Annotated in this window: 22 protein-coding genes; 10 read left to right on the plus strand and 12 right to left on the minus strand. The window is 70.0% G+C overall.

Annotation, left to right across the window (positions count from 1 at the left end; translation table 11 throughout):
• Window positions 1-71: 71 nt before the first annotated feature.
• The gene (locus NBY65_RS13340; protein ID WP_150042826.1) at window positions 72-743 is read right to left on the minus strand and encodes an SOS response-associated peptidase; all 672 of its coding nucleotides are present in this window, start codon (window positions 741-743) and stop codon (window positions 72-74) included.
• Window positions 744-828: 85 nt separating this feature from the next.
• Here NBY65_RS13340 and NBY65_RS13345 point away from each other — a divergent pair, with 85 nt between their 5' ends.
• Window positions 829-1,920 (plus strand): polyamine ABC transporter substrate-binding protein, encoded by a 1,092-nt coding sequence (locus NBY65_RS13345; RefSeq protein WP_150042825.1) that lies wholly within the window; start codon window positions 829-831, stop codon window positions 1,918-1,920.
• Entirely contained in the window at window positions 1,921-2,997 is a 1,077-nt protein-coding gene (locus NBY65_RS13350; RefSeq protein ID WP_150042824.1) for an ABC transporter ATP-binding protein, read from the plus strand. It abuts the gene before it with no gap.
• Between the two features lie 25 nt (window positions 2,998-3,022).
• Here NBY65_RS13350 and NBY65_RS13355 read toward each other — a convergent pair whose 3' ends face one another.
• Complete coding sequence (locus NBY65_RS13355; protein ID WP_150042823.1) at window positions 3,023-3,802, minus strand: NnrU family protein; 780 nt, start codon at window positions 3,800-3,802, stop codon at window positions 3,023-3,025.
• A 125-nt stretch (window positions 3,803-3,927) separates the two neighbouring features.
• On the opposite strand from NBY65_RS13355, the gene NBY65_RS13360 reads away from it, so the two are divergent.
• The 5 genes from NBY65_RS13360 (at window position 3,928) to NBY65_RS13380 (ending at window position 9,017) form a co-directional block, all read left to right on the plus strand.
• Window positions 3,928-4,743 carry an ABC transporter permease gene (locus NBY65_RS13360; RefSeq protein ID WP_150042822.1) on the plus strand — a complete coding sequence of 272 codons (816 nt, stop codon included), beginning with the start codon at window positions 3,928-3,930 and terminating at the stop codon, window positions 4,741-4,743.
• Window positions 4,740-5,534 (plus strand): ABC transporter permease subunit, encoded by a 795-nt coding sequence (locus NBY65_RS13365; RefSeq protein WP_150042821.1) that lies wholly within the window; start codon window positions 4,740-4,742, stop codon window positions 5,532-5,534. Before NBY65_RS13360 ends, NBY65_RS13365 begins: the two co-directional genes overlap by 4 nt.
• Window positions 5,535-5,650: 116 nt before the next feature.
• A complete protein-coding gene (locus NBY65_RS13370; protein WP_150042820.1) occupies window positions 5,651-6,853 on the plus strand; it encodes a pyridoxal phosphate-dependent aminotransferase in 1,203 nt (400 codons plus the stop codon).
• 2 nt (window positions 6,854-6,855) lie between these two features.
• Window positions 6,856-8,058, plus strand: coding sequence for a pyridoxal phosphate-dependent aminotransferase (locus NBY65_RS13375; protein WP_150042819.1), 1,203 nt, complete (start codon window positions 6,856-6,858; stop codon window positions 8,056-8,058).
• Window positions 8,055-9,017 (plus strand): GNAT family N-acetyltransferase, encoded by a 963-nt coding sequence (locus NBY65_RS13380; RefSeq protein ID WP_239002928.1) that lies wholly within the window; start codon window positions 8,055-8,057, stop codon window positions 9,015-9,017. The genes NBY65_RS13375 and NBY65_RS13380 overlap by 4 nt, the downstream gene beginning before the upstream one ends.
• A 43-nt stretch (window positions 9,018-9,060) precedes the next feature.
• Here NBY65_RS13380 and NBY65_RS13385 read toward each other — a convergent pair whose 3' ends face one another.
• The 8 genes from NBY65_RS13385 to purB form a co-directional block, all read right to left on the minus strand.
• Window positions 9,061-9,834: an OBAP family protein gene (locus NBY65_RS13385; RefSeq protein ID WP_150042818.1), complete on the minus strand. Its 774-nt coding sequence runs from the start codon at window positions 9,832-9,834 to the stop codon at window positions 9,061-9,063.
• Between the two features lie 116 nt (window positions 9,835-9,950).
• Window positions 9,951-10,289, minus strand: coding sequence for a Grx4 family monothiol glutaredoxin (grxD, locus tag NBY65_RS13390; RefSeq protein ID WP_150042817.1), 339 nt, complete (start codon window positions 10,287-10,289; stop codon window positions 9,951-9,953).
• An 11-nt stretch (window positions 10,290-10,300) separates the two neighbouring features.
• A complete protein-coding gene (locus tag NBY65_RS13395; RefSeq protein WP_150042816.1) occupies window positions 10,301-10,534 on the minus strand; it encodes a BolA family protein in 234 nt (77 codons plus the stop codon).
• A 24-nt stretch (window positions 10,535-10,558) separates the two neighbouring features.
• Window positions 10,559-12,742, minus strand: coding sequence for a phosphoribosylformylglycinamidine synthase subunit PurL (gene purL, locus NBY65_RS13400; RefSeq protein ID WP_150042815.1), 2,184 nt, complete (start codon window positions 12,740-12,742; stop codon window positions 10,559-10,561).
• A gap of 90 nt (window positions 12,743-12,832) precedes the next feature.
• Entirely contained in the window at window positions 12,833-13,525 is a 693-nt protein-coding gene (gene purQ / locus NBY65_RS13405) for a phosphoribosylformylglycinamidine synthase subunit PurQ (protein WP_150042814.1), read from the minus strand.
• Window positions 13,522-13,764 carry a phosphoribosylformylglycinamidine synthase subunit PurS gene (gene purS, locus NBY65_RS13410; protein ID WP_150042813.1) on the minus strand — a complete coding sequence of 81 codons (243 nt, stop codon included), beginning with the start codon at window positions 13,762-13,764 and terminating at the stop codon, window positions 13,522-13,524. Before purS ends, purQ begins: the two co-directional genes overlap by 4 nt.
• Before the next feature lie 31 nt (window positions 13,765-13,795).
• Window positions 13,796-14,560 carry a phosphoribosylaminoimidazolesuccinocarboxamide synthase gene (purC, locus tag NBY65_RS13415; RefSeq protein ID WP_150042812.1) on the minus strand — a complete coding sequence of 255 codons (765 nt, stop codon included), beginning with the start codon at window positions 14,558-14,560 and terminating at the stop codon, window positions 13,796-13,798.
• A 179-nt stretch (window positions 14,561-14,739) separates the two neighbouring features.
• Window positions 14,740-16,098, minus strand: coding sequence for an adenylosuccinate lyase (purB, locus tag NBY65_RS13420; protein WP_150042811.1), 1,359 nt, complete (start codon window positions 16,096-16,098; stop codon window positions 14,740-14,742).
• Window positions 16,099-16,171: 73 nt separating this feature from the next.
• On the opposite strand from purB, the gene NBY65_RS13425 reads away from it, so the two are divergent.
• Window positions 16,172-16,798 (plus strand): YjbE family putative metal transport protein, encoded by a 627-nt coding sequence (locus tag NBY65_RS13425; protein WP_150042810.1) that lies wholly within the window; start codon window positions 16,172-16,174, stop codon window positions 16,796-16,798.
• A 37-nt stretch (window positions 16,799-16,835) separates the two neighbouring features.
• Here NBY65_RS13425 and NBY65_RS13430 read toward each other — a convergent pair whose 3' ends face one another.
• On the minus strand, window positions 16,836-17,696 hold the full coding sequence (locus tag NBY65_RS13430) for an isocitrate lyase/PEP mutase family protein (RefSeq protein ID WP_150042809.1): 861 nt from the start codon (window positions 17,694-17,696) through the stop codon (window positions 16,836-16,838).
• Window positions 17,697-18,171: 475 nt separating this feature from the next.
• Here NBY65_RS13430 and NBY65_RS13435 point away from each other — a divergent pair, with 475 nt between their 5' ends.
• Complete coding sequence (locus tag NBY65_RS13435; RefSeq protein WP_239002927.1) at window positions 18,172-20,355, plus strand: peptidase domain-containing ABC transporter; 2,184 nt, start codon at window positions 18,172-18,174, stop codon at window positions 20,353-20,355.
• A gap of 13 nt (window positions 20,356-20,368) precedes the next feature.
• Window positions 20,369-21,772 carry an HlyD family type I secretion periplasmic adaptor subunit gene (locus NBY65_RS13440; RefSeq protein WP_250265675.1) on the plus strand — a complete coding sequence of 468 codons (1,404 nt, stop codon included), beginning with the start codon at window positions 20,369-20,371 and terminating at the stop codon, window positions 21,770-21,772.
• Between the two features lie 25 nt (window positions 21,773-21,797).
• Here NBY65_RS13440 and NBY65_RS13445 read toward each other — a convergent pair whose 3' ends face one another.
• Window positions 21,798-23,069 carry a lipopolysaccharide biosynthesis protein gene (locus tag NBY65_RS13445; RefSeq protein WP_150042059.1) on the minus strand — a complete coding sequence of 424 codons (1,272 nt, stop codon included), beginning with the start codon at window positions 23,067-23,069 and terminating at the stop codon, window positions 21,798-21,800.
• Window positions 23,070-23,109: the final 40 nt, after the last annotated feature.

Below are 23,109 nucleotides of genomic sequence, written 5' to 3' on the forward strand. Positions count from 1 at the left end.
ACCCGGCCCCGGATCGGAACGGTATCGATCCCATGCAGCCCAGCGTGGCTTTGATCGGGGACTGCGAGGCCTCAGACCAGGGATGGCGCCGGGTCCAGCAGATGCGGTCCGTCGTTGCGCACGTTGTTGACCAGCGTGGCCACCGGCCAGACCCGGAACGCGGCCTCCGAGGGGCGCAGCAGGGCGGCGTGATCGCCCGCCTGCTCGCCAAGCCAGACCGGCCAGTCCGGTGGCTCCAGCACCACCGGCATGCGCTCGTGCAACGGGCGCAGGGTTTCGTTCGCCGCCGTGGTCAGCACGGTGAAGGTCCGCAGCACCTCGCCGTCCTGCCCGCGCCAGCCCTCCCAAAGTCCGGCCAGCGCCATCGGCTGGCCATCCTCCCGCGCCACCGCGTGGGGAATTTTCGCGCGCCCGGCGGCCTGCCATTCGTAGAAGGCGTCGATCGGCACCAGGCAGCGGCGGCGGACGAAGGCGTCGCGGAACATCGGCGTGGTGGCGGCGGTCTCGCTGCGCGCATTGATCGGCTGACGGGTCGCCTTGGGGTCGCGCACCCAGTTCGGCACCAGGCCCCAGCGCAGCAGGTCGAGGTGCCGCGCCCCGCTCTGCGGATGCAGCCGCACCACCGGCGCGAGCCGGGTCGGCGCCACGTTCCAACTCGGTGCGAACTCCGGCGGGGGATTCACCGTGCCGAAGATCTGCCGTATCTCTTCCGGCGACCGGAAGGCCGCGTAGCGCCCGCACATCCCAGGATCATCGGGACGCGTGGCCCGGCTTTCAACCCGCGGCCGCCATGATAGGGTCGGCGCGCCCGTGCCCGGGGGAGGGATCATGCGCCTGACCACGTTCCTGTTCGGCCTGCTGACCCTGCTGCTGCCGCTGGCCGCGCCGGCGCAGGAGCGCGTCGTCAATGTCTACAACTGGACCGACTACATCGATCCGTACGCGATCGACCGATTCCAGCGCGAGACCGGGATCAAGGTCCGCTACGACGTCTACGACAGCCTGGAAACGCTGGAGGGCAAGCTGCTGGCCGGCCGCTCCGGCTACGACGTGGTGGTGCCGACCAGCGAGCCGACCTTCTCGCGGCTGATCCGCTCCGGGGCGCTGCTGCCGCTCGACCGGGCGAAGCTGCCGCATGCCGCCGGGCTCGACCCGGCGCTGATGAAGCAGGTGGAGACCTCCGATCCCGGCAACCGCTTCGGCGTCATCTATCTCTGGGGCACCGCCGGGTTCGGCTTCAACCCGGCGCGGGTGAAGGCACTGGCGCCGGACGCCCCGCTCGATTCCTGGGACCTGCTGTTCCGCCCCGAGCACGCGTCGCGGCTGGCCCGCTGCGGCATCACCCTGCTCGATTCGGCGATCGATGTGGTGCCGTCGGTGCTGCATTATCTCGGCCGCAGCCCCGACAGCACCGATCCCGCCGACCTTGCCGCGGTTGAAAAGACGCTGCTGGGCATCCGCCCCTATGTCCGTGCCTTCGTCGGCGGCGGCACCGTCGAGCAGCTCGCCAGCGGTGAGACCTGCCTCGCGCTGAGCTATTCCGGCGACATCATCCAGGCCGGGGCGCGGGCCAGGGAGGCCGGGCGCGGCGTGGAGGTGCGCTATGTGGCGCCGCGCGAGGGGGCGCAGCTCACCTTTGACATGCTGGCGATCCCGCGCGACGCGCCGCACCCGCAGGAGGCGCTGGCCTTCATCGACTTCCTGCTGCGGCCGGAGGTGATGGCCGGCATCACCAACCAGGTGCGCTATCCCAACGCCGTGCCGGCCAGTCTGCCCATGGTCGCCCCCGAAATCCGCGACGACCCCGGCATCTATCCGCCCGCCGAGCTGCGGGCGCACTTCTTCACCCTTGGTCCGGTGCCGCCGGAGGCCGCCCGCGCGCGCAGCCGCATGTGGGCCCGGGTGAAGGCGGGGCGCTGAATGGCTGCGGTCTCGATCCGCGGGCTGCGGGTCCGCTACGGCACGGCCCCGGCGCTGGACGGGCTCGACCTCGACATCGCCAGCGGCGAGATCTTGGTGCTGCTGGGGGCGAGCGGCAGCGGCAAGACCACGCTGCTGCGGGTGGCCGGCGGCTTCCTGGCCCCCGACTCGGGGACGATCGCGCTGGATGGGCAGGACGTGACCGCGTTGCCGCCGCACCGCCGCCCGGTGAACACGATGTTCCAGAGCTACGCCCTGTTCCCGCACATGACCGTCGCCGGCAATGTCGCCTACGGCCTGCGGCGGCAGGGGCTGCGCGGCCCCGCGCTCGCGGCGCGGGTGGAGGAACTGCTCGCGCTGGTGCGGCTGGAGGGCTTCGGCGGGCGGCGCATCCAGGCGCTGTCGGGCGGCCAGCAGCAGCGGGTGGCGCTGGCCCGCGCGCTGGCCCCGCGGCCCCAGTTGCTGCTGCTGGATGAGCCGCTTTCCGCGCTGGATCGGGGATTGCGCGAGGAGACCCGCGCCGACCTGGTGTCGTTGCTGCGCCGCACCGGCACCACGGCGATCCTGGTGACGCATGACCAGGACGAGGCGCTGGCCACCGCCGACCGGCTTGCCGTGCTGAACCGGGGGCGGCTGGAACAGGTGGGGCCACCGGCCGAGCTGTACGAGCGGCCGGCGACGCGCTACGTGGCGTCGTTCCTGGGGGCGGCGAACCTGCTGGAGGCGGTGGTCGCCGAGTCCGGGCCCGGCGTCACCCGGCTCCGGCTGGGCTGCGGCAGCCTGGTCGCGGCCGCCGGTTCGGCCCTGGCGCCAGGCAGTCGGGTGACGCTCGCCCTGCGCCCCGAGCGGCTGCGGCTCGACACTGATGGCGACATCACGACCCAGGCCCTGGCCGGAACGGTGACGGACGTCACCTATCGCGGCAGCACGCTGGAACTGGCCTTGCGGCTGGCCGACGGCGCGGCGTTGCGGGTGTCGCGGCCGTTGGGGGAAGGGGCCGGTCCGGCCCTGCCGCGTCCGGGCGATCCGCTGCGGGTGCGCTGGTCCCCCGCCGCGTCCATGCTGCTGACGCAGTGACGCGGCCGCGGCCCGGCCCCCTGGATCATCGGAAATGCGGCATCTGGATATCCGGGATCGACAGGCCCGACAGGCCCGGCAGGTCCGGCAGGTCCGGCAAGGGCGACACGCCGATCAGCCAGGGATGCAAGGCCAGGAACGCCAGGTAGATCAGTCCCGCCACGCCCAGGCGCCGGACGCTGAACCGGTGCAGCGAGGGTTGCCACCGTCCGGACAGCAGTGCGGCGAAGGGCACCAGGGAAGTGCGGCCGGCCAGCCACAGCCAGGTCCGGCGTCCCAGTTGCCGCTGCTTGCGGGCATCCGTGACCGGCATGCCGATCAGGCTGAAGAAGGCGAAGGAGCCGAACAGGATCACATGCGCCAGGTCGCCGTTCGGCACGATGTGCCCGCCGGACCAGAACAGCGTGGCCAGCAGCAGCGGATGCCGCGTGATCCCGGCGATGCCCGGGCGGTCGGCCTCGAAGCGCTCCACCGCCCAGCCGCCGAAGGACAGCGGGTTGGGGGCGCCGAAGCCGAAGGCCAGCAGCAGGCAGGCCAGCGGCATCAGCACGTTGGGCACCCAGAGTTGCCAGGGCTCGAACGGCCAGAGCTGGATGTGGGGCGCCCGGCCGGTGGCGACGATCAGCCAGCCCAGCAGCACCAGCGACACCGCCGAATAGACCAGCAGGTAGCCTTCTTCGCCCAGGGCGTCGGTCAGCCGGTCCCGCAGGAAGGGCCGGGCCGGCAGGACATGGGCGAGCATGAACAGGATGATGGCCGCGGCGAGCTCGTTCCAGGCGGTGAACTCCGGCCCGAACCAGGTCATCACTGTACACGCCGCCGGATCGGGGCCGGGGCGGGCGGGAGCCAGTCTGTCATAATGATCTCCGGTTGCGCGTTTCCCCTGCCAGCTTGACGCATCGCTTGCATTTGCGCAGGACCCTGGGACGCATGCGTGCGCTGATCCTTCTCCCGGTCTGGGGCTGGCTGCTGGCTTTCGTCGCCATGCCCGGCCTGATGCTAGCCGTCATCGCGCTCGCGCAGAGCAGCGATGGCATCCCCCCCTTCGTGCCCGGAGTGAACGGTGGCAATTTCGCCACGCTGCTGACCGACCCGTATTACCGGGATGCCTTCCTCGCCAGCCTGCGTGTGTCCGCGCTCTCGGCCGGGCTGTGTCTGCTGATCGGCTATCCGATGGCCCTGGCGATCGCCCGCAGCGCGCCGAAGCGCCGGCCCTTGCTGCTGTTGCTGGTCATGCTGCCGTTCTGGACCGGCTTCCTGCTGCGCATCGCCGCCTGGATCGGCCTGCTGCGCGACGATGGCTGGATCAACGCGGCATTGCTGGCCCTCGGCCTGATCGACACCCCGCTGCCCCTGCTGCACACCGATTTCGCGATGCAGATCGGCCTGGTCTACGCCTACCTGCCCTTCATGGTGTTGCCGCTGGAGGCCCGCCTCGCCCGCACCGACCCGTTGCTGGAGCAGGCCGCCGCCGATCTCGGCGCGGGCCCGCTGCGCGTGTTCCTGACCGTCACCCTGCCGCTGTCCCTGCCCGGAGTCGTCGCCGGGCTGGTGCTGGTGTTCGTGCCGGTCGCCGGCGAATACGTCATCCCGGAGATGCTGGGCAGCCCCGGCTCCCAGACCATGGGGCGCGTCATCTGGCAGGAATTCTTCGACAATCACGACTGGCCGCTGGCCTCGGCGCTGTCGCTGGCGCTGCTGGCGGTGCTGCTGGTTCCCGCCATCGCGGTGCGGCGGGCGCGATGAGCCGGTTGCTGCTGGGCTGGCTGCTCGCCGGCTACGCCTTTCTCTACCTGCCGATCGCGCTGCTGGTGGCGACCAGCTTCAACGACTCGCGGCTGACCACGGTCTGGACCGGTTTCTCCACACGATGGTATGCGGAACTGCTGACCGACACCGCGTTGATCGAGGCGGCGCTGTTGTCGCTGCGCATCGCCGCGGTGTCGGCCACCATCGCCACCGTGCTGGGGGCGCTGGCCGGGATCGCTCTGGCCCGGCTGCGCCGCTTCCGTGGCCGCGCGCTGTTCGGGGCGCTGCTGGCCGTGCCCCTGGTGCTGCCGGACCTGCTGATCGGCATGGCGCTGCTGCTGCTGTTCGTGGCAGTGCAGACGCTGCTGGACTGGCCCGCCCGTGGTGCCGGCACCGTCACCGTCGCCCATGCCACCGCCGCGATGGCCTTCGTGGCCGTGGTGGTGGAGGCCCGGCTGCACGATGCCGGCACGGCGCTGGAGGACGCGGCGATGGACCTCGGCGCCTCGCCGTTGCAGGCTTTCTTCCAGATCACGCTGCCGCTGGCCGCCCCGGCGCTGGCGTCAGGCTGGCTGCTGGCCTTCACCCTGTCGCTGGATGACGTGGTCATCGCCAGCTTCGTCTCCGGGCCGGGAGCTTCCACCCTTCCCATGGTGGTGTTCTCGACCCTGCGGCTGGGGGCGACTCCGGTGCTGAACGCGCTTGCGACGGTGGTGCTGGGCCTGGTCGCGCTGGCGCTGCTGGTGGTCTGGGTGGCTTCGGGCCGTTCCTTCCGGGGGGCACGCTGAAGCGCCCCGGGATTGTCATACCGGCCCCGACGTCTCATTGCCCGGGTAACCCGTTGCCCCCTGCCAGTTTCCCGGACTAGGGTCCCGCCCTTCGACCAGATGCGGGATGCGCCCCCATGAAGCTCACTGCCGAACGCCTGGACCGGATCAGTCCCAGCCAGACCATCGCCATCGCCACCAAGGCGCGTGCGCTGAAGGCCGCCGGCCGTGACGTGATCGGCCTGTCCGCTGGCGAACCCGATTTCGACACCCCGCAATTCATCAAGGATGCCGCTATCGCGGCGATCCAGGCGGGCGAGACCAAGTACACGGACGTCTCCGGCACACCGGCCCTGCGTCGCGCGGTTGCCGAGAAGTTCCGTCACGACCTCGGCGTCGAGTATGCTCCGGACGAGGTGATCGTCTCGACCGGTGGCAAGCAGGTCATCTTCAATGCCATGGTCGCCACGCTGAACGCCGGCGACGAGGTGATCATTCCGACCCCTTGCTGGGTCAGCTACCCCGACATCGTCTCGCTGGCCGATGGCACCCCGGTTTTCGTGCCCGCCGGGCAGAACACCGGTTTCAAGATGCGCGCCGAGGACCTCGACGCCGCCATCACGCCGAAGACCAAGTGGCTGATCCTGAACAACCCCTCCAACCCGACCGGCGCCGCCTATTCGGCCGAGGAGCTACGGCCGATCTGCGACGTGCTGCTGAAGCACCCGCATGTCTGGGTGCTGACCGACGACATCTACGACAAGCTCGCCTATGACGGGTTCAAGCCGGCGACGGTGGTGGCGGTCGAGCCGCGGCTGCGCGAGCGTACGCTGACGATGAACGGCTGCTCCAAGGCCTATGCCATGACCGGCTGGCGCATCGGCTTCGCCGGTGGCCCGAAGACGCTGATCAAGGCGCTCGACAAGCTGCAGAGCCAGTCGACCTCGAACCCCACCTCGATCAGCCAGGCAGCGGCGCTGGCGGCGCTGACCGGGCCGCAGGACTTCATCAACGAGATGATCGCCGTCTACCAGGAGCGCCGCAACCTGGTGGTGGAGATGCTGAACCAGGCGCCGGGCATCACCTGCCACAAGCCGGAGGGCGCGTTCTACGTGTTCCCCTCGGTGCATGGCTGCATCGGCAAGACCAGCCGCAAGGGCGCGAAGATCACCGACGACGAGAGCTTCGTCATCGCCCTGCTGGACGAGGAAGGCGTGGCCGCGGTGCATGGGGCGGCCTTCATGTTCCCCGGCCATTTCCGCATCAGCTACGCCACCGATACGGACAGCCTGCGGGAAGCCTGCCGCCGCATCCAGCATTTCTGCCAGGGCCTGTCGTAACCATGCCGGCCCTCGCGCAGCGGCTCGGCCGTGCCCAGGTCGCGGCGACCGTCGCCATGACCAACAAGGCGCGCGCCCTGCGCGAGGCCGGCCACGACGTGGTGTCGCTGACCATCGGCGAGCCGGATTTCGCGACGCCGCCGCACGTGATCGCGGCGGCGCACGCGGCGGCGCTGGCCGGTGACACCAAATACCCACCGCAGGACGGCACGCGGGCGCTGAAGGACGCAGTGTGCCGGCAGTTCCGCCGCGACCACGGCCTGGAATTCGGCCTCGACGAGGTCATGATCTCGAACGGCGCCAAGCAGGTCATCTACAATGCCCTGGCGGCAACCGTGGACGAAGGCGACGAGGTCGTCATCCCGGTGCCCTCCTGGGTCGCCTACAGCCTGACCACACGTCTGATCGGCGGCGAGCCGGTGCACGTGACCTGCCCGCAGAACAACGGGTTCCGGCTGCGCCCGGAGGACCTGGATGCCGCCATCACGCCGCGCACCCGCTGGCTGATCCTGAACTTCCCGAACAATCCCACCGGGGCGGTGCCGAGCCGCGCGGAGCTTGCCGCCCTCGCCGAGGTGATGCTGCGCCATCCGCATGTCTGGATCATGTCCGACGACATGTACGCGCATCTCTACTACGGCGATGAGCCCTACGTGACGCTGGCCGAGATCGAGCCGCGGCTGCGCGCGCGCACGCTGACGGTCGGCGGCGTGTCTAAGACCTACGCCATGACCGGCTGGCGCATCGGCTATGCCGGGGGGCCGCGGGATCTGATCCGCGCCATGGTCACGGTGCAGGGCCATGTCGCCGCCGGCGTCTCCACCATCGGCCAGGCCGCCGCCGTGGCGGCGCTGGACGGGCCGCAGGAGCTGGTGGCCGAGCGTGCCGCGGTCTATCGCCGCCGCCGCGACTTCGTGGTCGATGCGCTGAACGCCTGCCCGGGCCTCTCCTGCCACCGGCCGGAAGGCGCCTTCTATGTCTTCCCCAATGTCGCGGGTTGCCTCGGCCGTACCACTGCCGGCGGGCGCCTGCTGCAGACGGACGAGGATTTCGCGCTGGCCTTGCTGGACGAGCAGCACGTCGCGCTGGTGCACGGTGCCGCCTTCGGCATGAGCCCCTATCTGCGCATCAGCTACGCTACCGACGACGCCACCCTGGCGCGGGCGATGGAGCGCATCGCCGCCTTCACCCACGGCCTGAGGTGACCCGGCTGCGGCCCGGCCGGGACGACGATGCGGCGGGCATCATCGCGCTGATCGCGTCCTGCTGGTCCGAGTATCCCGGCTGCGTCATGGACCTCGACGGCGAGGTGCCGGAGCTGCGTGCCCTCGCCACCTATTTCGCCGAACGGGACGGGGCGCTGTGGGTGGCCGAGGCGGGCGGCGCCGTGGTCGGCATGGTCGGCACCCACCCGCTCGGCGAGGGTGCCTGGGAGATCTGCAAGCTGTACGTCGCACGCCCCCAGCGTGGCCGCGGCGTCGCCCAGGCGCTGATCACGACGGCGGAGGCGCATGCCCGGGCGCACGGCGCCACCGCGATGAAGCTCTGGAGCGACACCCGCTTCGAGCGGGCGCACCGCTTCTACGAAAAGCACGCCTATGTGCGGCAGGGACCGATCCGGGTGTTGGACGACCTCTCGCACTCGCTGGAGTTCGCCTATGCCAAGCCGCTGACCGGCGTGGTGGTGCGGGAGCTCGATGCGGTGGGGGTGGCCTCGGCGGCGGCGCGGCTGGCCGAGGTCATGAAGGATTGCGTCGATTCCGGCGACGCCCGTGCCGTCTGGCGCCAGGCCGCGACCGAGGTGGCGACGGGCCGGCGCTGCGTGCTCGCCGCCTGGGCGGAGGGGGAGCTGGTGGGGACGGTCCAGCTCGATCTCGGTTTGCCACCGGACCAGTCGCACCGGGCCAACCTGCAAAAGTTGCTGGTGCAGGCCGGCGCGCGCCGCCGCGGCATCGGGCGCCTGCTGATGCAGCAGGCCGAAGCCGCGGCGCGGCAGGCCGGGCGCAGCCTGCTGGTGCTCGACACCCGCGCTGGTGATGCCGCCGAGCATCTGGTGCGCGGGCTCGGCTGGACCGAGGCCGGGTGCATTCCCGGGGACACCCGCGACGCCGATGGCACCCTGCGCGACACGCTGATCTTCTACCGCGCCGTTCAGCCGGCCTGACCGGTCACTCCTCGCGTTCGGCGGCGCCGGTGCCGCAGGCCGCTCAGCCGCGTCCGCGCACGGCCATTTCCTGCAGCGTGAGTTGCATGGTCCGCCCCGACTGCCAGGCATTCGCCCCGGCATCGACCGAAGGGGCGGGAATATCGCCCCGTTCCTGCCGCAGCGCCGCCTGCGGTGTGTCCAGGCGTTGATTGCGGGCTTCCAGCCGCTTCGGGTCGAGCTGGCCGTCGGCGGTGAAGCCCATCATCAACTGCGGGATGCCGAGCGGCAGGTCGCCGTCGCGGTCGATCTGCCAGGTGTGCCAGGTCTTGCCGTAGGTGGTGACCAGGTCGCGCATCAAGGCGTATTCCGCGACCCGGGGCAGTCCGGGGGCGACCAGTTGGCCCGATGCGACTTCATAGTCGTGGCTGTGCCAGAGCCGCTTTTCGTCCGCGGGCAGGCTGCGGAACAGCCTTTCGCTGACGATGTATTCGATGCCGATCAGCTTCGCGGTGTCGCGGTCGGAGTCGAAGATCACGCACTGGTGGAAATCTTCCGTCAGGTGCGTGCAGTAATGAAATGCCTCGACCACGCGGCCCATGTCATCGGCGTAGAAGTGAAAGCCGTTGAGATAGGCGCTCATCGCGTCCACCGGGCGTTTGGATTGCAGCATGCTGGCGCCGGCATCGAGCATGGTGCTGCGGGTGCTGCGTGGCTCGCCGGCCTGGGCCCGTGCCGGGCGGGCGGCGAAGGCGGCGGCGACAGGCGCGAGCACCGCCGAGGCGGCCAGGGTGCGCCCGAGACAGCGACGGCAGGTGAGGCGGTGCAGTGCGCCCATGGGGTCCCTCCGGATGGATGACGGGGGGAGAACACCGTCGGGCCGGCCGGGTTGGCGCACAGAAAAACCCCCCGGTGCCGGGCACCGGGGGGCGTCATTCCGAAGCAGCGGGACGATCAGCCCTGGGTCGCGGGGGCGATGCCCTTGTCGGCCAGGGTGGTGGCCAGCTCGCCGGACTGGAACATCTCGGTGACGATGTCGCAGCCGCCGATGAACTCGCCCTTGATGTAGAGCTGCGGGATGGTCGGCCAGTTGGAGAACTGCTTGATGCCCTCGCGCAGCTCGGCGTCCTCCAGCACGTTGGCGGTTTTGAACGGCACGCCGACATGGGTGAGGATCTGCACCACCCGGGCGGAGAAGCCGCATTGCGGGAAGGCGGCCGTGCCCTTCATGTACAGCATCACCGGGTTTTCGGTGATCTCGGCCTGGATGCGCTCGAAGACGGGATTGGACATCAGGGGAGTCCTTATTCTGGAGCGGAGGTCTGCAGGGCGAGGGCGTGCAACTCCCCTCCCATGCGGCCGCTGAGGGCGGCGTAGACGATCTGGTGCTGCCGCACGCGCGAGATGCCGCGGAAACTCTCGCTGACCACGCTGGCGGCGTAATGGTCGCCGTCGCCCGCGAGGTCCTCGATGGTTACGCGCGCATCCGGCAGGGCCACTTTGATCAGGGCCTCGATCTCGCTTGCCGACATCGCCATCCGGTCTGCGTCTCCCCTCGTGTTTCAGCGACCCATCAGCGTCGGCAGGAACCGTTCATGTGCCGCACGCAGCGTATCCAGCGAAATGGTGTCGCCAGAGGGAAGTGTCAAATCCCCATCGCCGGCACGGCCAAGCCGCCGCGCCGGAATGCCGGCCGCGGTGGCGGCGGCCAGCAGGGCGGCGGCGTCGCTGACCGCGAGCACGTAGCGCGCCTGGTCTTCGCCGAACCACCACGCATGCGGGGGGATGCCTTCGGCGGCGGGCAGCAGCCGCACGCCGGTATTGCCGGCCAGCGCCATTTCCGCCACCGCCACCAGCAGCCCGCCATCGGAGACGTCGTGGCAGGCGCGCACCCGCCCGGCCAGGATCTCGGCGCGGACGAAGTCACCGTTGCGCCGTTCCGCCACCAGGTCGACCGGCGGCGGCGGACCGGCTTCCTGGCCGGCGATCTCGCGCAGCCACAGCGACTGGCCGAGATGGCCGCGGGTCTCGCCGATCAGCACCAGATCCAGCCCCGGCGCCAGCGCCAGCCCGACTGCCTGGGCCGCATTCTCCAGCACGCCGAGGCCGCCGATGGCCGGGGCGGGCAGGATCGGCAGGCCCTCGGTCTCGTTGTAGAGGCTGACATTGCCGCTCACGACCGGGAAATCCAGTGCGACGCAGGCGGCCGACATGCCGCGGATGGCGGCGGCGAACTGGCCCATGATCTCCGGCTTCTCGGGGTTGCCGAAGTTCATGTTGTCGGTGACGGCGAGCGGGGTGGCGCCGGTGGCGGTCAGGTTGCGCCACGCCTCGGCCACCGCCTGGGCGCCGCCCGCCTCCGGGTCGGCCTGGCAGTAGCGCGGCGTGCAGTCGGTGGTCAGTGCCAGCGCCCGCGCATGGTCCTCGATCTTGACCACGGCGGCGTCGGCGGCTCCCGGCCGGCGCACGGTCTGCCCGCCGACGGTGCTGTCGTACTGGTCCCAGATCCAGGCGCGCGAGCAGAGATCGGGGCAGCCGATCAACTGGGTCAGGGCGGTGGCCGGCCCGACCGGATCGGCGACATGGCCGAGCGCCACCGGCTTCGGCGTCTCCACCGTGGGGCGATGATACAGCGGCGCCTGGTCGGCGAGGGGCGCGAGCGGGATATCGGCCTCGATCCGGCCCTGGTGGCGCACCACGATGCGGCCGGTGTCGGTGAGATACCCGACCACGGCGAAATCCAGCTCCCATTTCTCGAAGATGGCGCGGGCCACGTCCTGCCGGTCCGGCCGCAGCACCATGAGCATGCGCTCCTGGCTTTCCGAGAGCATCATCTCGTAGGCGGTCATGCCGGTCTCGCGCTGCGGCACGGCATCGAGGTCGAGGTCGAGCCCGACCCCGCCCTTGCCCGCCATCTCCACCGAGGAGGAGGTCAGCCCGGCCGCCCCCATGTCCTGGATGGCGATGATGGCGTCGGTCGCCATCAGCTCGAGGCAGGCCTCGATCAGCAGCTTCTCGGTGAAGGGGTCGCCGACCTGCACGGTCGGGCGCTTTTCTTCCGAATCCTGGGCGAATTCGGCGCTGGCCATGGTGGCGCCGTGGATGCCGTCGCGGCCGGTCTTGGAGCCGACATAGACCACCGGGTTGCCGATGCCGGCGGCGGCGCTGAGGAAGATGCGGTCCTTGCGGGCGATGCCGACGGTCATGGCGTTGACCAGCGGGTTGCCATTGTAGGAGGGGTGGAAATTCACCTCGCCGCCCACGGTGGGCACGCCGACGCAGTTGCCGTAGCCGCCGATGCCGCGCACCACGCCGTCGATGACGCGCTGGGTGCGGGGCAGGCTGGGATCGCCGAAGCGCAGGGCGTTCAGGTTGGCGATCGGCCGCGCCCCCATGGTGAACACGTCGCGCAGGATGCCGCCCACTCCGGTCGCCGCCCCCTGGTAGGGCTCGATGAAGCTCGGGTGGTTATGGCTTTCCATCTTGAAGATGGCGGCCAGGCCCTCGCCGATATCCACCACGCCGGCGTTCTCGCCCGGGCCGTGGATCACCCAGGGCGCCTTGGTCGGCAGTTGCTTCAGCCAGACGCGGCTGGATTTGTAGCTGCAATGCTCCGACCACATGACGCTGAAGATGCCGAGCTCGGTGAAACTCGGCGTGCGTCCCATGATGTCCAGCACACGCGCGTATTCATCGGCGGAAAGGCCGAACTCGCGGGCGAGGGACTGGTTGACTTCGCGGGCCATGGTTGGGTGCCTCGGTCGGGAGAAGCGGGGGCCGGCGCCCCCGGTCCGGGCCCCCCTCGCGAGGGGCCGGGTCGGCGGAAAGGGCGGGGATCAGGCCGCCAGGGCGGCGGCCAGTCCGTCGAACAGCGGCTTGCCGTCGGCGCCGCCCATCAGCGGGTCCACCAGGTCCTCGGGGTGCGGCATCAGCCCGAGCACCCGCAGGTTCGGCGAGAAGATCCCGGCGATGTTGCGGGCGCTGCCGTTGTGGTTGGCCTCCGGCGTTACCGCGCCCTCGGCGGTCACGTAGCGGAACGCCACCAGGCCCTCGCCCTCCAGCCGGTCGAGCGTGGCGTCGTCGGCGAAATAGTTGCCGTCGCCATGCGCCATCGGGCTGCGGAACACCGCACCCTGCTGCCAGCGCCCGGTGAAGGCGGTATCCGCCCGCTCCACCCGCAGGTGGCAGTCCATCGACAGGAAGCGCAGCCCGGCATTGCGCAGCAGCGCGCCCGGCAGCAGCCCGGTCTCGACCAGGATCTGGAAGCCGTTGCACACGCCCAGCACGTGCCCGCCGCGTTGCGCATGGGCGCGCACCGCCGCCATCACCGGCGACTGCGCGGCCATCGCGCCGCAGCGCAGGTAGTCGCCGTAGCTGAACCCGCCCGGGATCACCACCAGGTCGAGCCCGGCGAGGTCGGTTTCCTTGTGCCAGACCATGCGCGGCGCCTGTCCGGTGGCGCCCCGCAGCGCGATCGCCATGTCGCGCTCGCGGTTGATGCCGGGAAAGACGACGATGCCGGCCTTCATCCCGCGACCTCGACCCGGAAGCCTTCGATGACGGTGTTGGCCAGCAGCTTGCGGGCCATCTCCTCGGCCTGGGCCTTCGCCGCGGTCGGGTCGGTCTCGGCCAGTTCCAGCTCGATCACCTTGCCGGCCCGGACCTCGCCCACGTTGGCGAAGCCCAGCGTATGCAGGGCCTGGCCGATCGCCTTGCCCTGCGGGTCCAGCACGCCGGGCTTGAGCATGACGGTCACGACGGCTTTCACGGGCCCCACCTCTTCACGGTATTGCACTGCCTCATTGCATGGTCTCCGGGCCCTTGAGGTCGCGCATGCCGGCCTCGGGCAGGATGCCCAGGCGGCGCGCCACTTCCTGGTAGGCTTCCTCGACCTTGCCGAGGTCGCGCCGGAAACGGTCCTTGTCCATTTTCTCGTTGGTCTTGGAATCCCACAGCCGGCAATTATCCGGGCTGATCTCGTCGGCGAGGACGATGCGCATCTCCTCGTTTTCCCACAGCCGGCCGAATTCCAGCTTGAAGTCCACCAGGCTGATGCCGACGCCGAGGAACAGGCCGGTCAGGAAGTCGTTCACCCGCAGCGTCAGCGAGACGATGTCGTCGAGGTCCTGGGTGGTGGCCCAGCCGAAGGCGGTGATGTGCTCTTCCGACACCATCGGGTCGCCGAGCTGGTCGTTCTTGTAATAGTACTCGATGATGGAGCGGGGCAGGCGGGTGCCCTCGGGGATGCCGAGCCGGGTGGACAGGCTGCCGGCGGCGACGTTGCGGACCACCACCTCGACCGGAATGATCTCCACTTCGCGGATCAGCTGCTCGCGCATGTTGAGCCGGCGGACGAAATGGGTGGGCACGCCGATCTCGCCGAGCCGCGACATCAGGTATTCGCTGATGCGGTTGTTCAGGACGCCCTTGCCGGTGATGACGCCCTTCTTCTGGGAATTGAAAGCGGTGGCGTCATCCTTGAAATACTGAACGAGCGTGCCCGGCTCCGGTCCTTCGAACAGGATCTTGGCTTTTCCCTCGTAGAGCTGGCGGCGGCGGGCCATGGTCGATTCCTTACTGGGCAGTCCCGGTCGCGCAACCGTGCGGGCGCGCGCTCGTGCTGCGCCGCCGGGGTCCCGAGGGCGCCGGAGCGGTATAGCAGCCGCGTCCGAGCCGCGAAACGCCCGCGCACTGCCGTGGACGCAGGGCGGGGGCGCGGCGCGGCGACGCGGTGATGGGGGGGCTACTCCCCCCCGGCGGCCTTGCCCTCGGGGCCGAAGACCCGGTCGAAAATGGCGTCGATCTGGCGCAGGTGCAGGCGCGCATCCATGGCCTCGTCGAGCACGGCGGCGGGCACCCGCCCCGCGACCTCCGGATCGGCGTCCAGGTTGGCGCGGAAGCTGCGTCCCTCCGGCGTGCCCAGCTTCTGCCAGGTCGCCATGGCGTTGCGTTGCACGATCCGGTAGGCGTCCTCGCGCAGGATGCCGGCCTTGGCGAGCGCCAGCAGTACCTCGCCCGAATGCACCACGCCCCCCAGCGATTCCAGGTTCGCCGCCATCCGTTCCGGGTAGACGGTCAGCTTGGCCATCATCCCGGCCAGCCGGGCCAGCGCGAAGTCCAGCGTCACCGTCGCATCCGGCGCGATCGCCCGCTCCACCGAGGAATGGCTGATGTCGCGCTCGTGCCACAGCGTGACGTTCTCCAGCGCCGGCACCACCGCGGAGCGCACGATGCGGGCGAGCCCGGTCAGGTTCTCGCTCAGCACCGGGTTGCGCTTGTGCGGCATCGCCGAGGAGCCCTTCTGGCCGGGATGGAAGAATTCCTCCGCCTCCCGCACCTCGGAGCGCTGCAAATGCCGCACCTCGGTCGCCAGCCGTTCCACCGCCGAGGCGATCACGCCGAGGGTGCAGAAGAAGGCGGCGTGGCGGTCGCGCGGGATCACCTGGGTGGAGACCGGCTCCACCGCGAGCCCGAGCCGCCCGGCGACGAATTCCTCCACCCGGGGATCGACATGGGCGAAGGTGCCGACCGCGCCGCTGATGGCGCAGACCGCCACCTCCGCCCGCGCCTGTTCCAGCCGTGTGCGGTTGCGGGCGAATTCGGCGTAGTGGCCGGCGAGCTTGATGCCGAAGCTGGTCGGCTCGGCATGAATGCCGTGGCTGCGGCCGATGGTCAGGGTGTGCTTGTGCTCGATCGCCCGCGCCTTCAGCGCCGCCAGCACCTCGTCGAGGTCGGCGAGCAGCAGGTCGGCCGCCTGGGTCAGCTGCACCGACAGGCAGGTGTCCAGCACGTCGCTGCTGGTCATGCCCAGGTGGACGAAGCGCGAATCGGGGCCGATATGCCCGGCCAGCCAGGTCAGGAAAGCGATGACGTCATGGCGGGTCTCGCGCTCGATCTCGTCGATGCGGTCGAGGTCGGCCTGGGAGATGGCGGCGAGGGCGGGCGCGCCCTTCTCGCGGATGGTGCGGGCGGCTTCCTCGGGGATGGCGCCGAGCCGGGCCATGCCCTCGGCGGCCAGCGCCTCGATCTCGAACCAGATGCGAAAGCGGTTTTCAGGCGCCCAGATGGCAGCCATCGCCGGACGGGTGTAACGGGGAACCATAGGGCGCTCCGGGCTTCTCAAGCGGGGTCAGGCCCCATCTAGGCCGGAGCCCGCCGCCGAGCAAGGAAGACCCATGCCTGACTTCTTGTTGCCTGCCTTTACCCTGCACGAGCTCTCCGCCCTGCTGCAGGTCATCGTCATCGACATCACGCTGGCGGGCGACAACGCCGTGGTGGTGGGACTGGCCGTCGCCGGCCTGCCGCGGGAGCAACGCCGCCCGGCCATCATCGCCGGCATCGCCGGCGCCACGGTGCTGCGGATCGCGCTCGGCGCGGTCACCCTGCAACTGCTGCAGATCGTCGGGCTGGTGCTCGCCGGCGGGCTGCTGCTGCTCTGGGTGTGCTGGAAGATGTACCGGGAACTGCGGCGCCCGGTGGTGCCGGAGGCGGCGGCGGCGGCGCATCCGGGCCAGCGGAAGACGCTCGGGCAGGCGATGCTGCAGATCGTCCTGGCCGACGTGTCGATGAGCCTCGACAACGTTCTCGCTGTCGCCGGCGCTGCCGAGGGCCATACCTGGGTGCTGGTGACCGGGCTCGCCGTCTCGGTGGTGCTGATGGGGGTCGCGGCCTCGCTGATCGCCTCGCTGCTGGAGCGGCAGCGCTGGATCGCCTGGGTCGGGCTGCTGATCGTGCTCTATGTCGCGCTGCGCATGATCTGGGACGGGGGCTGGGAGGTGGCGCGCCACCTCGCCTTGGCCTGATCCCGTGCCGGCCCCGCCGCCCCGCGGGGCGGCGGGGTCAGCCGCCGAGGAAGTCCCGCGTCGCCGCCGCGTAGCCGGCCTCGCGGGTCAGCTGCTTCATCAGCGCGGCCGGGGGCTGATTGACCAGGGATCCGGGCGGCGTGCCGGCCCGCAGCGCCGCCAGCGTCTCGTGCAGCGCCTGCACCGCCGCCATGAAGGGATGATGGCCCTGCAAGGCCAGGCGCACCCCGGCCTCCGCCAGGGCCTGCGGCGGCAGGGTGCCGTCGGTGCCCCCCAGGATCAGTGGCCTGCCGGTCGCGGCGTGCAGCGCCTTGACCTGGTCGAGCGTCTTCACCCCGGTGAAGAACAGCGCATCGGCCCCGGCCTCGGCATAGAGGCGGGCCCGCGCCACCGCGTCATCGAGCCCGCTGACCGCCAGCGCGCCGGTGCGGGCGACGATCACCAGCCCGGGGTCGCTGCGGGCGGCCAACGCGGCCCGGATCTTGCCCAGCCCTTCCTCCGGCGCCAGCAATTGCGGGCGGGTCTCGGCGTAGGCGCGTGGCAGCAGGGTGTCCTCGATGGTCAGTGCGGCGACGCCCGCCACCTCCAGTTCCTGGACCGTCCGCATCACGTTCAGCGCATTGCCGTAGCCGTGATCGGCGTCCACCAGCAGCGGCAGCCGGGCGGTCGCCCGGGTCATGCGGCGGATCTGCTCGGCGAATTCGGTCAGCGTGATCACCACCAGATCGGGGGCCCCCAGCACGGTCAGGGCGGCGACCGAGCCGGCGAACATGCCGGATTCGAAACCGAGATCCTCGGCGATGCGGGCGGAGATCGGGTCGAACACGCTGGCGGGATGCAGGCAGGCGCTGCCGGCAAGCAGGGAGCGGAAGGCGCGGCGGCGGTCGGTCCAGGTCATCGATGGGCTTCTCCTGGGGCAGTCCGGGCTTCTATACGCCCCCTGTCCGTGCGCGAAGGGGGCAGGGCGGAAGCGGCCGCGTGAGGTGTCGTTTCGAAAGTCACCATGTCCCGGAAAGTTGAGTGGCGAACATCTCCATTGGCTGTTTTGTAGGAAAATGAGTCGTTGCGGTGGCATGAGAGTGGAAACTTCAACCTGTAGTTGATTTTTCTTCCACAAAAGGCTGCCTTGGTTGCGGTTTTTGGTCACAGATTTGCGATTGCGCGTGCTATACGCCCATTGCAGGAAGAGCCCGGCATAGGTTGCCTGTGGCAGCGCATGCCAAGGCCGGTCGCACGGCTTGCTGCATCCGGGTAGTACCGTCATCGCCGGAAGCATCGGCAGGCGCGCGCCCAAAGCACGTCAGGGGATCACGCATTTGACTGCTTCGAACCAAGAGTCGCCGGGAGGCCCGGCCTCCGGATCGTCAGGACCGGTGGATGCGGCCGATCCGCACGCCGCGCGCATCAAGGCGGTGTCGGCGGTAGCCGGCGTGCACGGCATCGAGCTCGATCCGGCCATGCTGCCGCGCGAAGCCGGGGCGCCGCCGACCGAGGCGGCCCTGCTCGCCTGGGCGCGGGAAGGCGGGCTTGCCGCGAAATCGGCCACCCTGACCTGGCGGCGGCTGATGAAGCTGCAGGCGCCCACCCCCATCGTGCTGCTGCTGAACGACGGCGGCGCGGCCTTGCTGATGCATGCCGATCGTCGCCGCAACATCGTCTGGCTGCGCGATCCGTCGGTGCCGCGCGACCAGGACGGCGTGGCCGTCGACGAGCTCCGCCTGCGCCAGGTCTGGGACGGAAAGGCCCTGCTGCTGCGCCCGCAGGCGAAGAAGGCCGAGGGTGACCAACTCGGCCTGGGCTTCCTGTTGCGGCTGGTGTGGTTCGAACGCAGCATCATGCGTGACGTGCTGCTTGCCTCGCTGGTCCTGAGCTTCCTCGCGACCCTGCCAGCGCTGGCTGTCATGGTCGTGCTCTCCAAGGTCTTCACCTATCGCAACGTCGCCACCCTGGACGCGGTGATCGCCCTGCTGACGCTGGCGGTGTTCTGGGAGGTGCTGCTCAACTACGCCCGGCGGCGCATGATCAACATGGTCGGCGTGCGGGTGGACGCGAAGCTCAATACCTTCATCTTCGCCCGCGTGCTCGGCCTGCCGCTGGATTACTTCGAGCGAAGGCAGCTCGGTGCGATCATGCACCAGGTCGGGCAGATCGGTAAGATCCGGGACTTCATGACCGGCAAGATGCTGGCCACGATCCTGGACCTGGTCACGGTCGCGGTGATGCTGCCGCTGATGCTCTACCTGGATGCGACCCTGACCTGGCTCGTCGTCGCCGGCGCCGGCCTGTGCGGGCTGGTGATCGTGCTCTTCCTCGGTCCGGTGCGCCGTGTCCATGGGCGCTGGCAGCGGGCGGAAATGAACCGTTCCACGGTCCTGCTGGAGACCGTGCACGGCATCCGCACCGTCAAGTCGCTCGCCATGGAGCGTGCGCAGCGGGACGTCTTCGACGTGGTCACCGCCGAGGCCGCCGAAGCCAAGGAGCAACTGGGCTATATCAGCAACTGGCCGCAGACGATCGCGACCGTGGTCGAGGCGCTGATGACCCGCGGCGTGCTGATGGTGGGCGCGTTGATGGCGCTGATAGAAGGGCGCGGCGATCTCGGCGTGCTGCTGGCCTTCATGATGCTCGGCAACCGCCTCGCCCAGCCGCTGGCCAATATCGCCCGCCTGATCGACGACATCGAAGATGTGCGCGGGGCGCTGGCGCTGGCCTCCGACGTGGTGAACAACCGGCAGGAAGCGGTCGCGCCCGGCCTCGGCGCGCGTCCGGTGATTGCCGGGGCGATCCGCTTCGAGAAGGTCGACTATGCCTATCCGGGCACCCGCTCGCTTGCGCTGGAAGGCGTGACCTTCGAGGTCCCGCCGGGCACGACGGTCGGGCTGGTCGGCCGGTCAGGGTCCGGCAAGTCCACCATCACCCGCCTGCTGCAGGGGTTCGCCACCGGCTACGAAGGCCAGATCGCCATCGACGGGCATGAGATCCGCGGCATCAACCTCGATTACCTGCGCCGGCAGTTCGGCGTGGTGCTGCAGGACAATTTCCTGTTCCGCGGCACCATCAAGGACAACATCATCGCCGGTCGCCCCGGCCTGACGCTGGCCGACGCGGTGCAGGCGGCCCGCCTTGCCGGCGCCGAGGAATTCATCGAGCGCATGCCGGCCGGCTATGAGACGATGGTGGAGGAAGGATCTGCCAACCTCTCGGGCGGACAGAAGCAGCGCCTGGCGATCGCGCGGGCGCTGATCACCGACCCGCGCATCCTGATCCTGGACGAGGCGACCTCCGCGCTCGATCCGGAGAGCGAGGCGGTGGTGAACGCCAACATCGCCCGCATCGCGCAGGGACGGACCATGCTGGTGGTGTCACACCGGCTGTCCTCGCTGACCGAGATGGACCAGATCATCGTGCTGGATCGTGGCCGCGTCATGGATATGGGGCCGCATCGCGACCTGGTGGAGCGTTGCCCGGTGTACCGCCAGCTCTGGCTGCAGCAGACCCGCTACATGGACAATCCACGCACCGCGGCACCCGCGCCGGTGCTGGCCCAGGGCAATTGAGGGAGGACGCGGCATGAGCAAGCCTCCCACGTCCGTCATCGCCGCCGGGGCCGCGACCCAGAACGAGGACGCGGCGCCGGTGCTGCTGGAATACCAGTCGCCCACCGCGGCGCTGATCGCGCGCCCGGTGCCGCTGGCCGCGCGCTTCACCACCTGGGTGGTGGCGTCCCTGTTCGCCGCGCTGCTGGCGGTGATGTCGCTGCTGCCGATCGACCGGGTGGTGACGGCGGCGGGCAAGGTGACGGCGACCACCGGCAACCTGATGGTGCAGCCGCTGGAGACCGCGATCGTGCGCTCGATCGCGGTCAAGGAAGGCCAGTTGGTGCATGCCGGCGACACGCTGGCGCAGCTCGACCCGACCTTCGCGCAGGCCGATGCCGGCTCGCTGGAGACGCAGGTGGCGAGCCTGTCGGCCGAGGTGACGCGGCTGACCGCGGAGACGCAGGGGCGGATCTACCAGTCCGATGGCAGCCCGGCCGGGCAGCTGCAGGCGATGATCTTCACCCAGCGCCATGGCGAGCGGACCCTGCGGCTGGAGAATTACCGCCAGAAGATCGAGGCGCTGACGGTGAAGGCGGCGCAGGCGGATTCCGATGTGCGCACCTACACGCAGCGTCTGGCGCTGGCGAGCGAGGTGGAATCGAAGCGGCGCGAACTGGAGCGGCTGCAGGTGGGCAGCCAGCTCAACCGGCTGGCCGCCACCGATGCGCGGGTGGACATCGAATCCCGCCTCGCCGCGGCGCGCTCGGAAGCACAGTCCTCCCGGCGCGACCTGGCCGCCCTGGTGGCCGAGCGCGACGGCTATGTGCACCAGAACGCCGCCGAGACCTCGCAGCAACTGACCGAGCAGGGCCGCAAGCTCGCGGATGCGCGCGAGCAGTTCAACAAGGCGGCGTTGCGGCGCACCCTGGTGCAGTTGCGCGCCGACCGTGACGCGATCGTGCTGCGCATCGCCCCGGTGAGCGTGGGCACGGTGATGCAGACGGCGCAGGAATTCATCGAGTTGGTGCCGCTGGATGCGCCGCTGCAGATCGAGGCGGCGGTGGACGGGCGTGATGTCGGCTTCGTGCGGGTCGGCGATCCGGTGACGCTGAAATTCGAAACCTTCCCCTACGCGCTGTACGGCACGGCGGAAGGCACGGTGCGCAGCCTCAGCCCGGACAGCTTCAAGGATCCGACGGCGCCGCCGTCCAAGGAGCAGGTGGACAAGTCGCGCGCGGCGCAGGCGATGGGGGTGCTGTTCTTCCGCGCCAAGATGTCGATCGACGCGGTGCAGTTGCACGACCTGCCCGAAGGCGCGCGCATCGTCCCCGGCATGCCGGTGACGGCGGATATCCGCGTCGGCAAGCGCACCATCATTGGGTACCTGATGTCACGCTTTATCCCCGCCGCCTCCGAGGGAATGCGCGAGCCGTAGCGGCTCCGTGGCCCCGGCGCCGGGATTACTCCGCCGCCGGGGCCTGCAGGGAGCGTCGGATCACGAAAAGGCTGAAGCCCGACGCCATCACGGCCTTCACCCCGGACACCAGCATGCATCCCAGCAGCAGGTCGCCGTTCCAGCAGCCGATCGCAAGGGCGGCCAGCATCGCCGTGCGATAGGCGATGTCGAAGGTGAAATGCTGCCGCTGCAGTCCCAGCAGCAGCACCGCGTTGCTGAACGGGATATTGGCGAAATCGAACAGCCAGCCGATCGCCATGATCTGTACATAGGTCACGGCGGGTTCCCATCCCGCCCCAAGCACGGTGCGGATCAGGGGGTGGCCGAACAGCATGAGCACCAGGATCACCATCCCCGCGATCGCCACCAGGGCGCCGGAGGCGGTGACCAGCACGGAGCCGAACCGTCCCGTGCGGGCGCGTGCGTCCAGGGCGGCCGACATGAAGAGCTGTCGCGTCGGTGGATCGAGGAAGCCCGCGGGCACCTGCAACAGTCGCGCGGCCATCCAGTAGTAGCCGACCTCTTCCGTGCTGAACCAGGCCGACAGCAGCAGCAGCATGGCGACGTCCCCGAGCGCCCCCACGGCAAGCCGCGGGGCCAGGAACAGCGGGCAGTTGCTGTGCCGCGCCATTTCCGCGCGCAGTTCCTGCCGGGTTGGCAGGGGGCCGCGCAGGGAGTCGCCCAGCACCACAAGTGTCGCCGCCAGCGCCAGCATCTGGGCGAGGATCATGCCGGTGCCGGTCGGCAGCAGGAACGCCATGGCGATCTGTGCCAGCGCCGTGCCACCGGTGCGCACCGCGAAGCCGAGCGAGAGGCGATGGAAGTCGCGGCGCTGCGTTGCCGACTGCACGCCGATCTGCACCAGTCCGACCAGCAGGATGCTGGCCGGCAGCAGCGCGGCGTTCTGCGCCAGCCCCCCCAGCCAGCCGAGGCCGAACGGCCGGGCCGCGAACAGCAGCAGGGCGAGCAGGGCGACGAAGCCAGCCAGGACGGCGGCGCTGGCCACCCGCAGCGCGCTGGCCGCGCGTGCATCCTCGGCCAGCGGGATGGCCTGTTCCAGCGCCAGGCACGACACCACGGCCAGGGCCGCGACCGTGCTGGTGAACAGGCCGAACGCACCGACCGCGCCGGCGTCGAACAGCCGTGCGATGGCCGGGACCGCGGCGATCGCGATGATCTGGCCGAGGCCGTTCCCGGCGAACAGTGAGATCACCTTGCGCGAGCGCAAGGCGCCGCTGGCGACGCCACGAATGGCATGAATCTGGATCGCCGGCATTCACGCCATCCTCTTCCTGCAGGCAACGCGCACGCCATCC

It is taken from the genome of Rhodovastum atsumiense, from assembly GCF_937425535.1.
GTDB classification, from domain to species: domain Bacteria; phylum Pseudomonadota; class Alphaproteobacteria; order Acetobacterales; family Acetobacteraceae; genus Rhodovastum; species Rhodovastum atsumiense.

Bases quoted from the DNA above. Each gene is read 5' to 3' on its own strand.
- NBY65_RS13340 (WP_150042826.1), bottom strand. From the start codon at position 743: ATGTGCGGGCGCTACGCGGCCTTCCGGTCGCCGGAAGAGATACGGCAG.
- NBY65_RS13345 (WP_150042825.1), top strand. From the start codon at position 829: ATGCGCCTGACCACGTTCCTGTTCGGCCTGCTGACCCTGCTGCTGCCG.
- NBY65_RS13350 (WP_150042824.1), top strand. From the start codon at position 1,921: ATGGCTGCGGTCTCGATCCGCGGGCTGCGGGTCCGCTACGGCACGGCC.
- NBY65_RS13355 (WP_150042823.1), bottom strand. From the start codon at position 3,802: ATGACCTGGTTCGGGCCGGAGTTCACCGCCTGGAACGAGCTCGCCGCG.
- NBY65_RS13360 (WP_150042822.1), top strand. From the start codon at position 3,928: ATGCGTGCGCTGATCCTTCTCCCGGTCTGGGGCTGGCTGCTGGCTTTC.
- NBY65_RS13365 (WP_150042821.1), top strand. From the start codon at position 4,740: ATGAGCCGGTTGCTGCTGGGCTGGCTGCTCGCCGGCTACGCCTTTCTC.
- NBY65_RS13370 (WP_150042820.1), top strand. From the start codon at position 5,651: ATGAAGCTCACTGCCGAACGCCTGGACCGGATCAGTCCCAGCCAGACC.
- NBY65_RS13375 (WP_150042819.1), top strand. From the start codon at position 6,856: ATGCCGGCCCTCGCGCAGCGGCTCGGCCGTGCCCAGGTCGCGGCGACC.
- NBY65_RS13385 (WP_150042818.1), bottom strand. From the start codon at position 9,834: ATGGGCGCACTGCACCGCCTCACCTGCCGTCGCTGTCTCGGGCGCACC.
- grxD (WP_150042817.1), bottom strand. From the start codon at position 10,289: ATGTCCAATCCCGTCTTCGAGCGCATCCAGGCCGAGATCACCGAAAAC.
- NBY65_RS13395 (WP_150042816.1), bottom strand. From the start codon at position 10,534: ATGGCGATGTCGGCAAGCGAGATCGAGGCCCTGATCAAAGTGGCCCTG.
- purL (WP_150042815.1), bottom strand. From the start codon at position 12,742: ATGGCCCGCGAAGTCAACCAGTCCCTCGCCCGCGAGTTCGGCCTTTCC.
- purQ (WP_150042814.1), bottom strand. From the start codon at position 13,525: ATGAAGGCCGGCATCGTCGTCTTTCCCGGCATCAACCGCGAGCGCGAC.
- purC (WP_150042812.1), bottom strand. From the start codon at position 14,560: ATGGCCCGCCGCCGCCAGCTCTACGAGGGAAAAGCCAAGATCCTGTTC.
- purB (WP_150042811.1), bottom strand. From the start codon at position 16,098: ATGGTTCCCCGTTACACCCGTCCGGCGATGGCTGCCATCTGGGCGCCT.
- NBY65_RS13425 (WP_150042810.1), top strand. From the start codon at position 16,172: ATGCCTGACTTCTTGTTGCCTGCCTTTACCCTGCACGAGCTCTCCGCC.
- NBY65_RS13430 (WP_150042809.1), bottom strand. From the start codon at position 17,696: ATGACCTGGACCGACCGCCGCCGCGCCTTCCGCTCCCTGCTTGCCGGC.
- NBY65_RS13440 (WP_250265675.1), top strand. From the start codon at position 20,369: ATGAGCAAGCCTCCCACGTCCGTCATCGCCGCCGGGGCCGCGACCCAG.
- NBY65_RS13445 (WP_150042059.1), bottom strand. From the start codon at position 23,069: ATGCCGGCGATCCAGATTCATGCCATTCGTGGCGTCGCCAGCGGCGCC.